Genomic DNA, 17,845 nt, shown 5'->3' on the forward strand with positions numbered 1-17,845 from the left:
TCAATTCAGAATTCTTGATTCAACCTGCACCGGTTTGTTCGCCCGCAGCATCAAGCCCAGACCGACAAACAACACCGGCACCACCATCGAGAAGTGCCGGGCGAAGGAGCCGAAGTCCGGCTCGAACAGGCCTTGCACCAGCAGAAACGCCAGCGGAATCGCGATCAGTTCCTTGGGTTTGGTCTGGATCGGCGCGCCTTTGTAATCGGTCGAGGTGATGACTTTGAACAGCAGCAACGCGGTCATGATCATCAACGCGACGAAGATCACCTGCCCCGGCCCCGACAGCAGAATCAGCTCCACCGGGAACGACAGGCGGAAGAAGATGATCATCGAGTCCAGCGCCTGCGAAACGAAGTCGCTGCCGCTGAGCCACGACACGATCAACGATTTCGAGCCCTCCTCGCCCGCCGTGCGCAACTCGTTGTTACTGGCGCGGATCGACGACACCGGAAAGCCCAGGGCGAGCTGGATCGACATCGCCACCGCCAGATAAAACAGGAACAGCATCAGAAAGAACGTCGTGCGCGACACGTACTTTTTCATCACACAGACGCCGACCCACGACAGCGAAAACAAAATCCAGTAGGGCCGAATCAGCACACCGTAGATCACTGCCGAGAGGAAAAATCCGCCGCGATATTTTCGCGTCAGCGAGCTGAGCAAAATGCTCAACACCGCCACCGACACAATGATTTCCTTGGTCAGGTTCTCAAGGAAGAACGAGCGCACGATGCCCCACAGGCACAGGGTGCCGAAGATCGCCAACGGCATGCGCCGAAAAACCACCACCGGAATCGCCGTGAGGAAAAAATTGCAGAACATGCCGTAGGCCCAGGCATTGGTCAGGTTGATCCCGGTGGGCCGCAGCAGGAACGCCGAACACTCGTAGGACGAACGATCCGGCGAGAACGGGTTCCAGAAATTGCAGTTGTCGGCGCGGGCGTAGGACGACCACAACGTCATCGCATCCGGCCCCGGATCACGTGGAATCAACAGCGGCATCGCCACCGACAGAAACAGCCCGGTGAAGAGGATCAGGAACGACACATACGAATCGAGTCGCTTGCCGCGAAACTCGATGCACGGCAGTTTCAGGCCCATGACAACGCAGCCTTTTTCCCGGCCGTTGCGCGGGTCAGCACGGCAATCACCAGCAGTTGCACGATGATCGCGAAGACATTGCCCCAAGCGGCGCCGTAAATCGAATAGTGCTTGATCAACACATAGCTGACCGGCACCGAAACCAGCAGACAGATCGCCGCGCTGGCGAGCGATACGCGGCTGTTTTTCGAGGCAATCAAACCGCCCCAGACGATGTCGCCAATCGCGCGCAAAGCGAAGGAAAAAATCAGCACGCCGAGGATCACATTGTCCGGACGCGGCACGCTGGTGGCGACGTAATCGAGCACCACGTTGAAAAACACATAGATCGCCACCGCCACCGCCGCCGACACCACCAGCGAGCGCATGACCCACTTGTTGACGAACAACTGCTTGACCGTGAACGCCTGCTGATCGGCTTGAAAACGCTTGGCCAACAACGGAATCCCGATCACCGCCACTACCGCATACGACAGCGCCTGCAAGGTGTTGGCTGCTGACCACGCGTACACGTATTGACCCAGTTTGGCGTACGGTTCGAGGTCGGCGATCAGAAACCGCTCGGCGCATTGACTCAACGCGATCAACCCGGTGCCGAGGTAAAACGGTAATCCCGCTTTCCATACAGTAGCAGTGGCCAGTGTCCCGGTTTCCCGGCCGTGATGAACGTTCACCACGATCAGGTAACCGGCGATGATCACCAGCACGTTGGCGGCGACCCACAACCACAACACACTGGCAATTCCCGAGACCCAGTCGAGCATCATCCCGCCCACCGCCAACAGCGCCCACAGGCCAGTCTTGATGAAAAACAGCAGCGCACCGGCCGTGGCTTTCTGCGCGGAAAACACGAACGAGTTGATCTCGAACGACAGATGCTCAGTGAGCAACACCAACGTCACACAAAGGATCAGCGCGGCGCTCGCTTCGACTTGCTGGAACAGCGAATAAATCAGCACCGTCACCACCGACAAGATCACGCCAACGGCGAGGTACAGCAGCAGCACCTTGTCGACCACGCGGCGCGAACTGCCGCCGACACTGATCAAGCGATTGATCTCGGAACTGAACCCGACACTGTAGAACTTCGACGCGATCAACGAAGCGGCGACCACCACACCGTAAAAACCCAGCGCTTCATACCCCAGGTAATGGGTGATCGCCAACACCAGCAAAAACTTCGCGCCCAATGCACCGCCGCGAAGCAGTAGCCGAAATATCATCGAACGACACCTTTGATGATCTCGTCCATGGCCACGGTTTTTGCCTCGATTTCACGGCAGGTATCGGTCAGGCGCTTGCCGAAATTCGACAACGCATTCGGCGCGTAAACCGTGTCGATGATGGTGTCGACATTGATGTCGCCGCCGTTGATCACCCAGTCTTCCACGCCCATGTCCTGATAGGCGCCGAAGCCTTTGCGTTCGTAGCTGATGTGGTACGCCGGCACGCCGGAAAGCAGCGATTCAATAGCGCCGTGCAGGCGTACGGAAATCACCAGGTCCGGCTGATACTTGGCAATCGTCGCCTTCAACGACAGCAAGTCTTCGCTAATGCCCAGTTCGCGATAGAACGCACCGTCATCGTTGCCGCGTACCGCGCTCTGTACGGCGCAGACCACTTTGCTTTTGTTCTTCAGGCGCTGCAGCAGCAACTTCAGATTGGCGACGTAAGCGACTTTCTTTTCCTTGCTCCACTCCGGCGGCTTGCGCAGTACCACGCACACCGTGGCTGGCGATGACGCACAGCGGGTGAATTTTGCTTGCTGGAGGATTTTGCTCGCCAGCGATTGCACCGCCAGATCCGGCGCACGGTAGACGTTGGCGCAGGCATCGAAAATCGCCGAAGAGCGGTTGTCACGGACGAATACCGCGTCGGCGCTGGCGTAGTGCTCGACGATTTTGCTGCTCTCGCCATGGAACGGGCCGATGCTTTGCGGCAGGTACACCGACGGCACTTTGCTGAGGATCGCGGTTTCCAGTTGCTTGGCGTGGCCGAGTTTCAACTTGATATGTTCGAAAGCACTTTTTGAGCGCATGTAGCCGCCGCCGACGCCGACGATCAGGTCGGTTTTCTTCAACAGATCCGCCAGCCCGGCGTAGGACTGATTGAGAAACACCGCTTGCTTGACCCGGCCAAAACCCTTGGCCGCCATCACCGGCGCGTCGAAACGCGGGTGCGGCAAGTAGCTGAAAGAATCCGGATCGGAAGCCACGACACTGATCGCGGTGTCTTCGCCAAAGTTGCGCTGCACCAGGGCAATGGCCAGATCGACGAGCAAGCCGTCACCGGAGTTGGACGCACTGTAGCCATGCAAAATCGTTACGTTCATATGCTTGAGTTCTACTTAAAAAGTGGGAGCGCGATACAGGTCGTAGGTCTGGCGAATCATCAACGCGGCGCTGAAACGCTCGCGGACAATGCTCCGTCCTTCGTTGCCGAGGTCGAGCAAGCGTGGTTTCTGGATAATCGTCAGCACGTCGGCCAATGCCTGGTGATCACCGGACGGGAAGACATAACCGGAGACTTCATTGGTGACCAGTTCCGGCAGCGAGGTGCAGTTGCTGGCGATTACCGGCAAACCCATGGCCATGCCTTCCAGCGGCACCATGGCGAAACCTTCCCAGCGACTCGGCACGATCAGCGCATCGGCTTTCTGGTACAGCGCCTGCACTTCGCTCGGCGTGACCCATGGCAGGTATTCAACAGAGTCCATCGGCGGGCACTCCACCGCGTCCTCGTTCACCGCGCTGCCGACCACGGTCAGCTTCAAGTCTTTGCGCTGCACGTTGGCGAAGGCCTTGAGCAACACGTCGAAGCCTTTCTGATAATCGAGGCGACCGACGAAGAGCAGATGAATCGGCTCGGGACTCGCCGCTTTCGGCGCGTCATCCTTGTGGTGAATGCCGTTGTAGATCAGCTTCATGCGCTTGCGCTCGATACCGAAGCGCGCGGCTTTATCGAGTTCATACTGGCTGACGCAAATGATCACATCGGTGACTTTCTGCAGTACCCGCTCAATCCATGCATAGACTTTTTGCTTGGTCGGCGAGCTTTCCATCAGGAACGAAAACGCGTGCGGGCAGTAGACGATTTTCGGCTTGCGCCACGGTCGCAACAGCACACATACGCATCGCCCGATCACGCCGGAAAAGGTGCTGTGCAAATGCACCACGTCGGGTTTTTCCTTGAGCATCACCTGGGTCAAACGCCAGGCGAAACGCAGCAACGACGGCACATTGCGTCCAGTGCGGGGAAAGGTGCGGATCTGCTGCGCGCCGATGCCGTGCAACTCTTTGGCCTGATCGTCCGGGACCAGGTACACCAACTCGTAGTTCGCCGCATCACCTTCAGGCGAAGCCGAAATCGTCCGGATCACCGTCGCGACGCCACCTTTGATCGTCTCTGCCACGTGCAGTATTTTCTTCACAAATCACCCACTTCAAACAGGAAAAAACAGTCGCTGACAGTCAGGATTTGTCGGACGCGTATTCGTAGTTGTAATAGCCGTAACCGCCATTGCCGTAGTAGCTGGCCGCACGCTTCTCGACGCCGTTGAACACCGCGCCTTTCAACTCGATGCCGTTCTGCGCGAAGCGGCGAATGGTCAGTTCGATCTCTTTGGCCGGGTTCACCCCGAAGCGCGTGACGATCAGGCTGATCCCGGCTTCACGGCCGACGATGGCCGCATCGGTCACCGCCAGCAGCGGCGGCGTATCGATGATCACCAGGTCGTAGCGCTCGCTCAGTTCCGCCAACAGCTCGCGGAAGTTGGCGTGCATCAACAGCTCGGAAGGATTCGGCGGCACCTGGCCACGGCTGATGAAGTGCAGGTTGTCGATTTCGACCTTGTTGATTGCCTGATCGATGCTGCAGCGCTTGACCAGCAGATCGGACAAGCCGTTGGTGATCGGCGTGTTGAGGGTTTTGTGCAGGTGACCTTTGCGCATGTCGGCATCGATCAGCACCACGCGCTGACCGCTCAACGCCATGACCGCGGCGAGGTTGGACGAGACGAAGGTCTTGCCGACCTGTGGGCTCGGCCCGGAAATCATGATGCGGTTGTTGGTCGAATCGAGCCCGGCGAAATGCAGGCAGGTGCGCAGGCTGCGGATCGATTCAATCGACAGATCCGTGGGATTACGCAGGGCCAGCAGGTACGCCGGTTTGTCGACACCGTCGCGGGCGCGGCCTTTTTTGTTGTCTTCTTCATCCTGCAAGGCGCTGTACGGAATCGACGCGTACACCGGCAAACCGAGTTGCTCGATGGCTTCCGGGCCTTCCAGACCACGGCTCAGGGATTTGCGCAGCAGCACCAGCGCCACGCCGACAAAAGCGCCGAGGAAGGTGGCGATCAGCACGATCAGGGCTTTTTTCGGTTTGACCGGACTGGTCAGGTCGACATCCGCTGCGTCGACCAGACGCACGTTACCCACGGCACCGGCGCGGACGATGTCCAGCTCCTGGGATTTGTTCAGCAACTGCGTGTAGATCTGCGACGCCACTTCGACATCGCGGGTCAGGTTGAGCAGCTCTTGTTGGGTCGCGGGCAAATCGCCGACTTTGCCTTCCAGCGATTTCTGTTGCTGGGTCAGTTCGCCGATCTGGCTCATCAACGCGCGATAGGCCGGGTGCTGTTTGGTGAACTTGCGATCCATCTCCGCCTGCTGCATTTTCAGCTCGGAGATCCGCGTTTCCAGCGCTACCGACTGACCGAGCACCGACTGGGTTTCCAGCGAGATGTTCACGGTCTTGCCGTGGGTCTGATAGGCGTTCAACGCATCGCTGGCCTTGGCCAGATCACGCTTGACCTGGGGTAACTGGCTTTGCAGAAAGGCCAGGCTCTGCGCCGCTTCCGCCGAGGTGCGGCGCACGTTCTGATCGACGTACAGCGCGGCGATCTTGTTGAGGATCTTCACCGCTTCAGCGGCGTCGCTGCTGGCCAGCGCCAGTTTGATAATTCCCGATTCCTTGCCCTGCTCGGAGATATCCAGCGCGTCCTGATAACCCTGAATGGTCACGATCCGTGGGTAACGCACCACTTCGAAACGCGTACCGGGATTGGCCAACAACTGAGTGATCTGCCCTTCTACGCCGTCCTGCGCGAACGCTTCGCTGGCGACGCCTTCGACCAGCAGATTGTCGTTGTCATCGAGCAACTGGAAGTGCTTCTGTTCGCCGGCGATCAGGGTGAGTTTCTTGCCCAACAACTCTTTGGGCAGATTGAGCCGGGCAAACTCCAGGCGCTCACCGCCCCAGGCGTAACTGTTCAGACCGAAACGCGGCGCCGCGACACTGGTTTCAGTCTCGCCGCGATAACGCCGGGCGAGAAAGCCGCCAATCATCGGGAAGGTGTTGGGGGTGACATCGATGTCCAGCCGCAGGTCGTCGACGGTTTTGCCGATCACCGCGCGGGATTTGATGATGCCGATTTCGGTCACCGACGGCGATTGCCCACCGAGCATGCTGTTGAGGTCGGAGAAACCGAGCATGTCGTTCTTTTTCGGCTCGACCTGCACCAGCGCATTGGCCAGGTATACGGGCGTGGCCAAAACCGCGTACGCGACACCGGTCACCATGAAGGCGCCGGTGAGCGCGCCGATCAACCATTTCTGATCGATCAGGCTGCCAAATATGCCGAGCAGATCAATACTGTCTTGATCGTTGTCACGGGTGCCGATTACTGACGGTAACTGCATAAGTCTGTTCTTACCATTCACTGATCTGAAGAATATTCATCAATGCCCGAGGCGCTGCGCCCATGAACTAACAGCATCTTCAATCAATGCATGGGCATGAATAAAAGCGGCCTTGCCTTGACGATACGGGTCCTGTATTTCGCGCTCGCTCTGCCACTTGCCGAGCAGAAACACTTTGCCTCTGGCGTGAGAGGCAATCTTCAGTACTTGATTAACATGCTGTTTTTCCATGACCAGAATCAGGTCTGATTCATTGACGATGTCTGCGGTCAGTTGCCGTGCCATGAAGCCTTCGGCGTTATGGCCATGGTCTTCGAGCACTTGCCGCGCGGACGCTTCTACACCCTCGCCCACCCGCGCCGACAGGCCTGCGGAGGAAACGGTGATCGCTGAGGGGGCCAGCGCGTTACGCAACATCAGCTCTGCCGTCGGACTACGGCATATATTGCCCACGCAAACGACAAGGATCTTTCTGAACAAGGTTTTACTTTCCTGTGTAATATCAAACGGCCAACATCCGAGAGCAATTGAATGAACCCTCAAGATCTTCCTGCACTCAGAAATAGATTCGCCCTGTTAGTACCGAAGCATTAAGTACCACAGCGTTTAAAAGCTCCCCAACCACTATTAACGGACTAAAAATAACTGTGATTTTCGAGTGATTGTTTTCCGACAAAAACTAACATTCGCGCACTAAGTGCCATCACCTCACTCGAAAATTGAGAAACGAGATCATTTATTCGCAGTTGTCACTTCTCTTCGGGAGAGCAGACATGAAAACAACACATCTCAAAAAACTCGGCGCGTTGGCATTGATGGTGGCAGGGGCTACGACTCAGGTTCACGCTAGCGAAGTGTTTCCCAGCCTTCCAGCCAAGAACATCGGTGTGCAGGTGAAGATCCAGAACTTCACGGCCGCCGACGCCGCGCAGATCAAGTCGGCAGGCTTCGGTTTTGTCCGCTTCGGTGTGTGGAGCGACAGCCTGACGGCCAAGGCTTATCAGAAACAGGTCAGCGATGCCTTCGCCGCAGCCCAGTCTGCGGGCCTGCCTGTGTTGCTGACGGTCCGCGCGATCAAGGCGTTGCCCGCCACCTCGAGCGCCGAGCTGAGCACTGCCGGTGAAGGCTTCGCCAAAGCCGTGACGGGGCTGCAACAGTCGTACAGCGCGCAACTGGTGGCGATCGAGTTATGGAATGAGCCGGACCTGGAAACCTACTGGCCGACGCGCAATTTCGACACCACGTTTGTGCCGTTCATGAGCGGCGTGTGCAAGGCGCTGCAGGAGCAGCCTCCATCGACGCCCGTGATCGGTTACGGCTTCGCTCGCCCGCCTAGCGCAGGCTCGGCTGCAACCGTGGCGCTGAACCGCATCGTCAGCGAATACCCCAAATGCCTGAGCGCCGTGTCCTACCACCCCTACGGCATGACCGCCACGCAGATCAGCAATGCGCAAAACTTCATTCAGCAAAACTTCCATCTACCGGGAGTCATCAGTGAATGGGGCATCTCGGCACTCGCCTCCAATGGTGGGCCTGAAGGACAAGCGAGCAAGATCAACACGTTTATTGGCGATGTTAAAAAACTCAATATTCCGCTGACGTCCATTTATGAATGGAAGAACAGTGATTCGGGCAGCAACGATCGCGAGAAGAACTTCGGCCTGCTGACCTCTGACGGGCAGCCGAAACCGGCGCGTATGTCCGTCGAAGCCCTGTTGAACGCCCAGTAGCGCATGCACAACCGGCCTGTACGCAGGTCGGTTGCTTTGAACCTGTTGGCTGTTTTGGCATCGTATTCATCGATACCGCGTCCCGCCTTTCAAACAATCGTTTTCAGGTTGTTGCTGCAGGGGCCATCGATACACGCACCTACCCTTGAGTGGCCGTCAGCGCTCGGGTAATGTCATCAGACCCATAGGACAGAGCACGCCCATGACTTCCAAGCTGGAACAACTCAAACAATTCACCACCGTTGTTGCCGACACCGGCGACTTCGAAGCGATCGCCCGAGTCAAACCGGTCGACGCCACCACCAACCCGTCCCTGCTGCTCAAAGCGGCAGCCATTCCGGCCTACGCCGAGCTGCTGAACGCCTGCGTCAGCGACTGCAAGGGCGATGTCGGCCTGGCCAGCGACCGTTTCGGCGTCGCGGTCGGCCAGGAAATTCTCAAAGTGATCCCGGGCCGTATCTCCACTGAAGTGGATGCGCGTCTGTCGTTCGACAAGGATGCCGTGCTCAAACGCGCGCATCGCTTGATCGAGCTGTACGACAAGGCCGGCATTGGCCGCGATCGCGTACTGATCAAGATCGCCTCGACCTGGGAAGGCATCCGCGCCGCCGAAGTGCTGGAGAAGGAAGGCATCCAGACCAACCTGACCCTACTGTTCTCCTTCGCCCAGGCCGCCGCTTGCGCCGACGCTGGCGTGTTCCTGATTTCGCCATTCGTGGGCCGCATCTACGACTGGTACAAGAAGGCCAACGGTAACGACTACACCGGCGCTGATGATCCGGGCGTGCAGTCGGTCACCCGCATCTACAACTACTACAAGGCCAATGACTACAAGACCGTGGTCATGGGCGCGAGCTTCCGCAACCTCAATCAGATCGAGCAACTGGCCGGCTGCGACCGCCTGACCATCAGCCCGGACCTGATCGACAAGCTGGCGGCCGATACCGGCAAGCTGGAGCGCAAACTGGCACCGGGCAACGCCGGTGAAGCCCGTCTGAGCCTCAATGAAGCGCAGTTCCGCTGGTTGTCCAACGAAGACGCGATGGCTACCGAGAAACTGGCTGAGGGCATCCGTCAGTTTGCTCGCGACCAGGAGAAGCTTGAGGCGCTGTTGCAGGCCAAGCTGTGATTTGAGCGGTTGAAATGCAAAAAGGGCGAACCTTCACAGGTTCGCCCTTTTTTATTCTGCATTGGGAGCCGCGTTGACTGAACTTAAGCCTTCGCGAGCAAGCTCGCTCCCACAAGGGGATTGGTGATCGACACTGATCCAGTGTGGGAGCGAGCTTGCTCGCGAAGAGGCCGGCCCAGACAACATCACGTCATGAGATCAATGCCGCTCGAGGGCATTCACCAGGTCATGGAACGCTTCACGATTGGAATCGTTCAGGCCCATGAGGATCTTGTGCGCTTCAAGCACCTTGATCCGCACCACTTCTTCCGACTGGTCCTGATCAGGCAGGTCGTCCAGGCACTCCGGGCATGGCACCGGGTGGTTGACGATGTTGAACACCTGCTCGAAACCCATCGATTGCAACAAACGGGTGATGTCTTCGTGGGTGGTGACGACGGTCGGCAGCAGGCCGACCTTCTGCCGCGACAGGATCGACAGTTTGGCCAACAGGCCCAACGTCGTGCTGTCGATGCTGCGGGTTTCGGTCAAATCGATCACGATCGCGTTGAAATTCAGCGCGGTGAAGATTTTCTCAATAGTCGCATCCAACGCCGAACACAGGGTCAGGCGAACTTCACCGACGAACTTCAGGACGAAGGTGCCGTCCTGCTCGGCGAACTGGATTCTACCGGTACTCATTAAAGATTCCTGCTCAACACCAACAGGGCGATATCATCCGGCATCTCCCCTAGCGTGGCCAATCCAAACACTTGCCGCAGACCATCCAGGCTGCCGCCCGCCGACTTCACCCGTTGAGGCAAAGCGGCTTCTTTTTCTTTGAGCGTAGGTTCTGGCAAAAGATCCAGAATGCCATCGGACATCAGCGTCAGGCTGAATGTCGGCGGCAGCTCAAGCACGTGGTCTTCGTAGGTGGCTTCATTGAAGAGGCCTACCGGCAGACCACGCCCTTCGAGATAACGAACACTGTCAGGCGTGTACAACACAGGCAACGGCAGATGGCCGCCGATGCTATAGGTCAACAAACCGGTCTCCTCGTCGATGACTCCACCGACCATTGTGACGTGTTTACCCAGCTTACAACTGATCAGCCCCCGGTTGATATGACCAAGGACTTCCGAAGGCTTGAATTCCGGCAATGTGCCGTTGCGCTTGGATTCGAACAGCAAGCGCGTGGTCATGAACTTCAGCAGCACGGTGACGAAGGCTGAAGAAGCGCCATGCCCGGATACATCGGCCAGGTAAAACGCGACCCGGCGCTCGTCGACACGGAAATAGTCGACAAAATCACCCGACAGGTACAACGACGGGATGATCTGGTGCGCGAACTTGAACTCGTCAATGCTCCACGGGCTTTCCGGGAGCATGTTCATCTGCACCTGGCGACCGGCGTTCTGGTCTTCCTGGAGCAGGTTCAGACTGGCTTCAAGCTCGCGGTTGGCCTTTTCCAGCTTCTCGCGGTAGCGCTGGTTTTCCAGCAGCAGGCGCGCACGATCGAGGGCCCGGCGCACAGAGTGCTCGAGCACAGCCAGATCTTCGAGAGGCTTGATCAGGTAATCCGCCGCGCCCAGGCGCAGGGCCTCGACCGCGTCGTTCATCACGCCGGCCCCCGACACCACGATCACCGGCGTTTGCGGCGATCGCTCGGTGACCTGACGGATCAGTTCGAGACCGCCCATCTGCGGCATGCGCAGATCGCAGATGACCAGGTCGGGCGTGTCTTGCTCGAATACCTGAAGACCCTGTTGGCCGTTGCTGGCCTGCAGGACGCTGAAACCACTGTCTTCCAAATAGGCCGCGAGGCTCGCGCGCACTACTTCGTCATCATCGATTATCAGCAGCGTGGCACTGGTTTTTGGCATGTGGGCAAACGGCGCCAGAATTAGGTTGGCGTAGTTGGCGGGGCATCTGGCCCTGCGCAGACTACTGGATTCGCTTTCTAGCCTCTCTGCTGCACCGCTTTCGAGCATTGACTGCAAACGCGGTTGCACCAGAGGTGCCCTTCTAAGGCGCAGACGGTACTCCCATCCGCAGAGCGTTTCAAGCATGCGCCGATGGTCGCTTGACGACTTTACTTGTCAAATCACCGAGAGTTATAAGAACAGCTCAAACCGTAACCCAATGGAAGGACGAACCTATGAGTCAAACCAGTCGGGACTACAGCGAAAAGCGCGATTTCATCCGCATGCGGGTCGATGCCGATGTCGTGTTGATTCATGAAGGTGATGAAGTTTCAGGGGTATGCATCGACCTCTCCAGCACCGGCATGCAGATCGAAGCACCGCGCCAGTTCGCGGTCGGTGATCGTTTGAGCGTGCGCATCGACTCCGATCACGCCGCACTCAGCGGCCTTGAGGCCGAGACCGAAGTGGTCTGGATTCGAGCACAGGATGACGGCGGCCAGAAACTCGGTCTGACCATCCTGAAGATGAAATAGCTACACACAAAAAAGGCGACCCTGAGGTCGCCTTTCTTTTTACCGGTCGAGATTAAAAATCGTCTTCGACCTGGCCATCCTTCACTTTGAACTCGCGGTTCTGCAAGTAAGCGTTGCGGATGAAGGTGTACTTGTCGCCGCTGATCAGCTTCTCGCTCGACAGCAGGCTGGCGCGGGTGTCGACGATGTTCAGGCCGAAGATCGAATTACGCGCTGGCACGTCGTCGATGTAGCGGTACATACCGGTGTAGCTGTCGACGTATTTCGACGGTGCATCACGCAGGGTGCTTGGGCCGAGCAATGGCAGCATTACATACGGACCGCTGCCGACGCCCCAGTAACCGAGGGTCTGGCCAAAATCTTCATCGCTGCGGTTCAGGCCCATTTTGGTACCGACATCAAAGAAGCCGAGCAGACCGAACGTGGTGTTGAAGATCAGACGTGCAGTGTCGACGCCAGCGGCAGCGGGTTTGGCCTGCAGGATGTTGTTGGCAAGGTTGGTGACGTCACCGACGTTGCGGAACATGTTGTGAATGCCGTCTTCGAGAAACTGCGGTGTAACGAACTCATAGCCCTGCGCCAATGGCTTCAGCGCGTAGGTGTCAACGAAGTCGTTGAACTGGAAGATCGGACGGTTGACGCTTTCCCAAGGGTCTTCTTCCGTTGCCGCCTGAGAGGCAAACGGGGCCAGCAACAGGCCGGCACATACACAAAGCTGAGCGAGCGGATTGCTCCAGCGCATAGAAAAACTCCTTGGAATGGTACTGTCGCGGACCTCTGGGTCCGGGTATTCAGGTCGCTAGTATAAGCGCAAAAGCCCGTTTGGACAGTCTGCGCAATGAAGCAGTCTGTAGGACGCTTCGCGCGTCGCCTTCACACCTCTGTCATCCAACTGTCACTGAGACGCCCTAGCCTGATCGTTATTTCAGGGACGTTGCCATGACACACGCCGAAACCTTGCCCGTCGCCGCCGCCAGCCTGACGGCCGTACTGTTCGGACTCAGCGGTTGTCTGGTGGATTTCGGTGCTCGCGCCCGGCAACAGACGATCGCCCTGCCCGAGCATGCCGAGCCCACACCCGGCGCACTCGACAGCCTGCACAGCCTGCAGCGCCAGCAGATTCCCTGCGCCTGGCTAGATGAATTGCCCCCGCCCCTCGCGCAAGCGTTGTCGGTCTCATTGCCAGCGTGGATCAAACCTGCGCAACATTCGGCAACAATCAATCCATGGCCCGCCCCGAACGCCTGTTGGCAAGCATTGATGACGCTGAACGTCGGCAGCCTGGACGGTTGCGTGCTGGTCAGTGGCGAACCGCGCCTGCTGGAAGCTGGACTGAATGCCGGCCTGTGGACCATCGGCCTCGCCTCCTGCGGCTCGCTCTGCGGCCTGGCGCCTCAGGAATGGCAAGCCTTGAGCCAGAAAGAACGCGAACACTTGCGTGGCAAGGCCACCGTGCAGTTATTCGGGCTGGGCGTGCATTCGGTAATCGATCACCTGGGTGAACTCGACACTTGCCTGGCGGACATCCGCCTGCGCCGCCTCAAAGGCGAAAAGCCCTGACCGGGATCATGCAGGTTTGCCGGGAGTGGATTAATCTAAAGGTCAGCCATAGACCTTTGGCGCGCGGCTGCGGTCAATGCCAGTGCCTATTGATAAAAGGAAAACACCATGCCCGCCCAAGAACTGCAAAAACAGCTCGATACCCTGCGCGAGCAGCTGGAGCAGAATCCGCCGCTGTCGGAAGCTGAACGGGAAGATTTGCACGCGCTGATGAAGCAGATTGAACTGGAACTTGAACTCGAAACCAAGACCAACGATTCGAACATTGCCGACGGCGTGAACCTCGCCGTTGAACGCTTTGAAGTTGACCATCCAACCATAGCTGGCACCTTGCGCAATATCGTCAACGCGCTGGGCAGCATGGGGATCTGATTCCCCCGAAACGCAAAAAGCCCTGCCATCACTGGCAGGGCTTTTTCATTTCCGGACTTGAAACACACTTCCCTGTGGGAGCGAGCTTGCTCGCGAATGCGGTGAGTCATTCAACGATGATGTCGACTGACACGACGCCTTCGCGAGCAAGCTCGCTCCCTCATGGGATATCGCACATTCTGGATCTTTATTGACGTACGAGCCGGTGGTTCGGCAGCTGTACGCTTTCGGTGCTGCGATACGGATTGATATCCAGACCACCACGACGCACGTAACGTGCAAATACCGTTAATTTCTCGGGTTTCAACAAGCGCTGCAGATCGAGGAAAATCCGCTCCACACACTGCTCATGGAAGTCCGAATGCTGGCGGAAGCTGACGATGTATTCCAGCAGACTCGCATGATCCAGTGCCGAGCCACGATATTCCACCACCACCGTGCCCCAGTCCGGCTGACTGGTCACCGGGCAATTGGATTTGAGCAGGTGGCTATAGACCGTCTCTTCAACAATCCGCGAATCATCGCAGCGCAGCAATTCCGGGCGCGGATGCTCATAGTTGCTGACGCTGATATCCAGATCATCAATGCACACGCCGGGCAATGCCACGACGCCTTCCGCTTCAACGTCCTTCAGGCTGCGGACCCGAACGCCCACCGGTTTACCGGCGGCGGCCGACAAATCCTTGACCAGCGTCGCCTCCAGGCTCGCAACGTCGGCAAACGCCGTCTGGTTCAGCGAGTTCAGGTACAACTTGAACGACTTCGACTCAATGATATTCGGCGAATCCGCCGGAATGCTGAACTCGCCGATCGCCACCACCGGCTTGCCCGACGGCAGCAGCCACGACAGCTCGAAGCAGTTCCAGAAATCCACACCTTTATACGGCAGGGTTTCGGCGGTCAGGCCCAGTTCGGCCCATTTCGCGGTGCGCGGAATCGGGAACAGCAGGGACGGCGTGTATGTGGCGATGTATTCGCTGGATTTGCCCAGCGGCGAATGTTCGGCTGCGGGATGCATGGCGGAAACCTGACTGAAGAATCAGCGGATTCTACCAGTCTTTGCCCGCGCCTTTGAGTGCTTACTGACTGACCGTCAGTTTGCCGACCATGCCCGCCTGATAATGCCCGGGAATATTGCAGGCGAATTCCAGGCTCGTGGCCTTGCTGAAGGTCCAGGTCAGCTCGGCAGTTTTGCCCGGCTCGACCAACACGCTATTGGGGTCATCGTGCTTCATGCCGTGGCCCATCGCTGCGTGATCCATGCCAGCCATATCGTGGGACATTTCCTTCATACCGGTAGGCGTAAGCATGCCGCTTTGCTGCATCTGCAACATTTCCTGCTGGTGTTTGGCGTGCATCGCTGCGTCACCGAGGTTGAATTCGTGCAACAACTGGCCTTTATTCACCAGCACAAAACGAACGGTCTCACCGGCCTTGATCTGAATCGCCTTGGGGTCGAACGACATGTCGTTCAACACCACTTCAATGCTGCGCGTGGCGTTGGCGGCAGGTGCTGGCTGGCCAAAATCGTAGGTGTGAGCTGGCGCGGCCCACACTGGCGAACTCAGCGCCAACAGACAGGCAGCCAACGTCAGGGATTGGCGTAAAAACATGGTCGTTCTCCAACAAGATAAGGTTCAGCCTGTGGGAAACTCTAGCCGGCCTGCGCTGGCATCTACCTGACAGGCAGATTACAACTTTGTCAGGTTGGCGCTTACCGCACGCGCTCACGATATAAAGCCTTAGTTACTACAACCCGAGTTGCCCATGAAACTGTTGATCGTCGAAGACCAAGCGAAAACCGGCCAATACCTGCGCCAGGGCCTGACCGAGGCCGGGTTCAATACGGAGCTGGTGGCCGATGGCAACAGCGGTCAGCAACTGGCACTGAGCGGTGATTATGCGCTGCTGATCCTCGACGTGATGCTGCCGGGCCGCAACGGCTGGCAGATTCTGCAAGCGGTGCGCAGCGCCGGGCTGGATACGCCGGTACTTTTTCTGACGGCCAAAGACGCCGTGGAAGACAGGGTGCATGGCCTGGAACTGGGCGCCGACGACTATCTGGTCAAACCGTTCGCCTTCTCCGAACTGCTGGCGCGGGTGCGCAGCCTGTTGCGTCGCGGCAGTGCTACACCGCAAGAAACCAGCCTGCAATTGGCCGATCTGCGTCTGGACCTGATTCGCCGTCGGGTCGAACGCAGTGGCCAACGCATTGATCTCACCGCCAAGGAATTCGCGCTATTGGAAATGCTTCTGCGTCGTCAGGGTGAGGTGCTGCCGAAATCGCTGATCGCCTCACAGGTCTGGGACATGAATTTCGACAGCGACACCAATGTCATCGAAGTGGCGATCCGCCGTTTGCGTCTGAAAATCGATGACGAATTCCCCAACAAACTGATCCACACCGTGCGCGGCATGGGTTACGTGCTCGAAGAGCGTGGCGCCTGATGCGTCGTTTGTCTCTGAGTTCACGCCTGGCCTTGTTGTTTGCCGCCTGCACCGCGGTGGTTTCGCTGTTCGCCGGGGTGTTGTTCAACCGTGCCAGCGAAGCGCACTTCATCGAACTCGACCAGCAACAACTGGACGGCAAGCTGATCGGCCTGCGCCGCGCCTTGCAGGATCTTCAACCCGGCCAACGTGAAGCACGGCTGGCGGATGAGTTGAGTCGTCAGGCCGATCTGTCGCTGCGCATCACTGGCGGCGACGGCCAACGCTGGTACGACAGTTCGACGCTAATCCCCAAGGATTTACCGCAACAATCCGGCCTGTCGACTGTTAGCAACGACGGCACCGATTACCGCGTGCTCAACGCCCCGCTCTACCCGGACAAAGCCGATTCACCGCAATTGTCCTTGTTGCTCGACATCACCCATCACCAACACTTCCTGCAACGCATGCAGCACCTGATCTGGCTGACGGTCGGTCTCTCGGCGCTGGCCACTGCCTTGCTCGGCGCCTGGGCGGCCCGCAGCGGCTTGCGTCCGTTGCGGCGCGTGAGCGCGGTCGCCCGTGGGATTTCCGCCCAATCGCTGAATGCCCGACTGCCGGAAGCGCAAATGCCGCCCGAGCTTGCGGAAATGGCCCACAGCTTCAACGCCATGCTCGCACGCCTCGACGACTCGTTTCAGCGGCTCTCGGCGTTTTCCGCCGACATCGCCCATGAACTGCGCACACCGCTGTCGAACCTGCTGACCCACACCCAGGTCACCCTCACCCGCCCCCGGCCGATCGAAGATTACCGCGAAGCGCTGCACAGCAATCTCGAAGAACTGCAATGGATGGCGCAACTGGTCAACGACATGTTGTACCTGGCCAAAGCGGACCACGGCTTGCTGATGCCCAAGCGTGAACCGCTGGAACTGGCGGATGAAACTGATGTGCTACTAGAGTTTTTTGCGCCGCTGGCGGAGGACGCCGGGGTCAAGCTGACGCGCGAGGGCAATGCGCGGATCGAAGGTGATCGCAGCATGTTACGCCGGGCGCTGTCGAATTTGCTGGATAACGCACTGCGGTTTACCCCGGCTGAGGGCTATGTGAGCTTGCGGATCGTTGAGCTACCGAACGCTGTGCGCGTTTCAATAGAAAACAGCGGCGAGGGGATTTCTGCGGAGCTGCTGCCACGCTTGTTCGACCGGTTTTATCGGGCCGATCCGGCGCGGCAGGAAGGCAGCAGTGAGCATGCGGGATTGGGGCTGGCGATTACTCAGTCGATCGTCCGCGCCCATGGTGGGCAGATTCATTGCGAATCTGAAGCAGGATGGACGCGGTTTGTGATTGAGCTACCTCGAACCTGATCGTTCCCACGCTCTGCGTG

At 58.2% G+C, this 17,845-nt stretch carries 18 protein-coding genes; 7 read left to right on the plus strand and 11 right to left on the minus strand.

The window, feature by feature from the left end; translation table 11 throughout:
- The 6 genes from AB4O01_RS10305 to AB4O01_RS10330 are packed head-to-tail and all read right to left on the minus strand — an operon-like array spanning position 1 to position 7,283.
- Positions 1-1,104: a hypothetical protein gene (locus tag AB4O01_RS10305; protein WP_016986717.1), complete on the minus strand. Its 1,104-nt coding sequence runs from the start codon at positions 1,102-1,104 to the stop codon at positions 1-3.
- On the minus strand, positions 1,095-2,327 hold the full coding sequence (locus AB4O01_RS10310; RefSeq protein WP_460091611.1) for an MATE family efflux transporter: 1,233 nt from the start codon (positions 2,325-2,327) through the stop codon (positions 1,095-1,097). The genes AB4O01_RS10305 and AB4O01_RS10310 overlap by 10 nt, the downstream gene beginning before the upstream one ends.
- Positions 2,324-3,436, minus strand: coding sequence for a polysaccharide pyruvyl transferase family protein (locus AB4O01_RS10315; protein ID WP_414926296.1), 1,113 nt, complete (start codon positions 3,434-3,436; stop codon positions 2,324-2,326). The genes AB4O01_RS10310 and AB4O01_RS10315 overlap by 4 nt, the downstream gene beginning before the upstream one ends.
- 15 nt (positions 3,437-3,451) lie before the next feature.
- Positions 3,452-4,534 carry a glycosyltransferase gene (locus tag AB4O01_RS10320; protein ID WP_095050484.1) on the minus strand — a complete coding sequence of 361 codons (1,083 nt, stop codon included), beginning with the start codon at positions 4,532-4,534 and terminating at the stop codon, positions 3,452-3,454.
- A 40-nt stretch (positions 4,535-4,574) separates the two neighbouring features.
- A complete protein-coding gene (locus AB4O01_RS10325; RefSeq protein ID WP_186624450.1) occupies positions 4,575-6,803 on the minus strand; it encodes a polysaccharide biosynthesis tyrosine autokinase in 2,229 nt (742 codons plus the stop codon).
- Positions 6,804-6,842: 39 nt separating this feature from the next.
- Entirely contained in the window at positions 6,843-7,283 is a 441-nt protein-coding gene (locus tag AB4O01_RS10330) for a low molecular weight protein-tyrosine-phosphatase (protein WP_093433725.1), read from the minus strand.
- A 293-nt stretch (positions 7,284-7,576) separates the two neighbouring features.
- Between AB4O01_RS10330 and AB4O01_RS10335 the strand changes: the two genes are divergently transcribed.
- Positions 7,577-8,533: a cellulase family glycosylhydrolase gene (locus AB4O01_RS10335; protein WP_460091614.1), complete on the plus strand. Its 957-nt coding sequence runs from the start codon at positions 7,577-7,579 to the stop codon at positions 8,531-8,533.
- Positions 8,534-8,735: 202 nt separating this feature from the next.
- The gene (tal, locus tag AB4O01_RS10340; protein ID WP_016986723.1) at positions 8,736-9,662 is read left to right on the plus strand and encodes a transaldolase; all 927 of its coding nucleotides are present in this window, start codon (positions 8,736-8,738) and stop codon (positions 9,660-9,662) included.
- A gap of 198 nt (positions 9,663-9,860) precedes the next feature.
- Here the strand turns inward: tal and rssC are convergent, their stop codons facing one another.
- Entirely contained in the window at positions 9,861-10,343 is a 483-nt protein-coding gene (gene rssC, locus AB4O01_RS10345) for an anti-sigma factor antagonist RssC (RefSeq protein WP_003226553.1), read from the minus strand.
- Positions 10,343-11,524, minus strand: coding sequence for a two-component system response regulator RssB (rssB, locus tag AB4O01_RS10350; RefSeq protein WP_016986724.1), 1,182 nt, complete (start codon positions 11,522-11,524; stop codon positions 10,343-10,345). The genes rssC and rssB overlap by 1 nt, the downstream gene beginning before the upstream one ends.
- Positions 11,525-11,799: 275 nt before the next feature.
- Between rssB and AB4O01_RS10355 the strand changes: the two genes are divergently transcribed.
- The gene (locus tag AB4O01_RS10355; protein ID WP_093433719.1) at positions 11,800-12,099 is read left to right on the plus strand and encodes a PilZ domain-containing protein; all 300 of its coding nucleotides are present in this window, start codon (positions 11,800-11,802) and stop codon (positions 12,097-12,099) included.
- 52 nt (positions 12,100-12,151) lie between these two features.
- On the opposite strand, the gene AB4O01_RS10360 is transcribed toward AB4O01_RS10355, so the two are convergent.
- Positions 12,152-12,841 carry an MlaA family lipoprotein gene (locus AB4O01_RS10360; protein WP_093433716.1) on the minus strand — a complete coding sequence of 230 codons (690 nt, stop codon included), beginning with the start codon at positions 12,839-12,841 and terminating at the stop codon, positions 12,152-12,154.
- A gap of 197 nt (positions 12,842-13,038) precedes the next feature.
- Here AB4O01_RS10360 and AB4O01_RS10365 point away from each other — a divergent pair, with 197 nt between their 5' ends.
- Complete coding sequence (locus AB4O01_RS10365; RefSeq protein ID WP_099756786.1) at positions 13,039-13,659, plus strand: phosphatase; 621 nt, start codon at positions 13,039-13,041, stop codon at positions 13,657-13,659.
- 108 nt (positions 13,660-13,767) lie between these two features.
- Entirely contained in the window at positions 13,768-14,031 is a 264-nt protein-coding gene (locus AB4O01_RS10370) for a DUF4404 family protein (protein WP_034156421.1), read from the plus strand.
- Between the two features lie 187 nt (positions 14,032-14,218).
- Here AB4O01_RS10370 and queF read toward each other — a convergent pair whose 3' ends face one another.
- Entirely contained in the window at positions 14,219-15,049 is an 831-nt protein-coding gene (gene queF / locus AB4O01_RS10375; protein WP_460091617.1) for an NADPH-dependent 7-cyano-7-deazaguanine reductase QueF, read from the minus strand.
- A gap of 61 nt (positions 15,050-15,110) precedes the next feature.
- The gene (copI, locus tag AB4O01_RS10380) at positions 15,111-15,644 is read right to left on the minus strand and encodes a copper-resistant cuproprotein CopI (RefSeq protein ID WP_186624457.1); all 534 of its coding nucleotides are present in this window, start codon (positions 15,642-15,644) and stop codon (positions 15,111-15,113) included.
- 154 nt (positions 15,645-15,798) lie between these two features.
- Between copI and AB4O01_RS10385 the strand changes: the two genes are divergently transcribed.
- Both AB4O01_RS10385 and AB4O01_RS10390 read left to right on the plus strand, forming a co-directional pair.
- Positions 15,799-16,479, plus strand: a complete 681-nt coding sequence (locus AB4O01_RS10385) for a heavy metal response regulator transcription factor (RefSeq protein WP_116256588.1) — start codon at positions 15,799-15,801, stop codon at positions 16,477-16,479.
- Positions 16,479-17,825 carry a heavy metal sensor histidine kinase gene (locus tag AB4O01_RS10390; protein WP_460091619.1) on the plus strand — a complete coding sequence of 449 codons (1,347 nt, stop codon included), beginning with the start codon at positions 16,479-16,481 and terminating at the stop codon, positions 17,823-17,825. Before AB4O01_RS10385 ends, AB4O01_RS10390 begins: the two co-directional genes overlap by 1 nt.
- Positions 17,826-17,845: the final 20 nt, after the last annotated feature.

It is taken from the genome of Pseudomonas sp. S2_E02, from assembly GCF_054668355.1.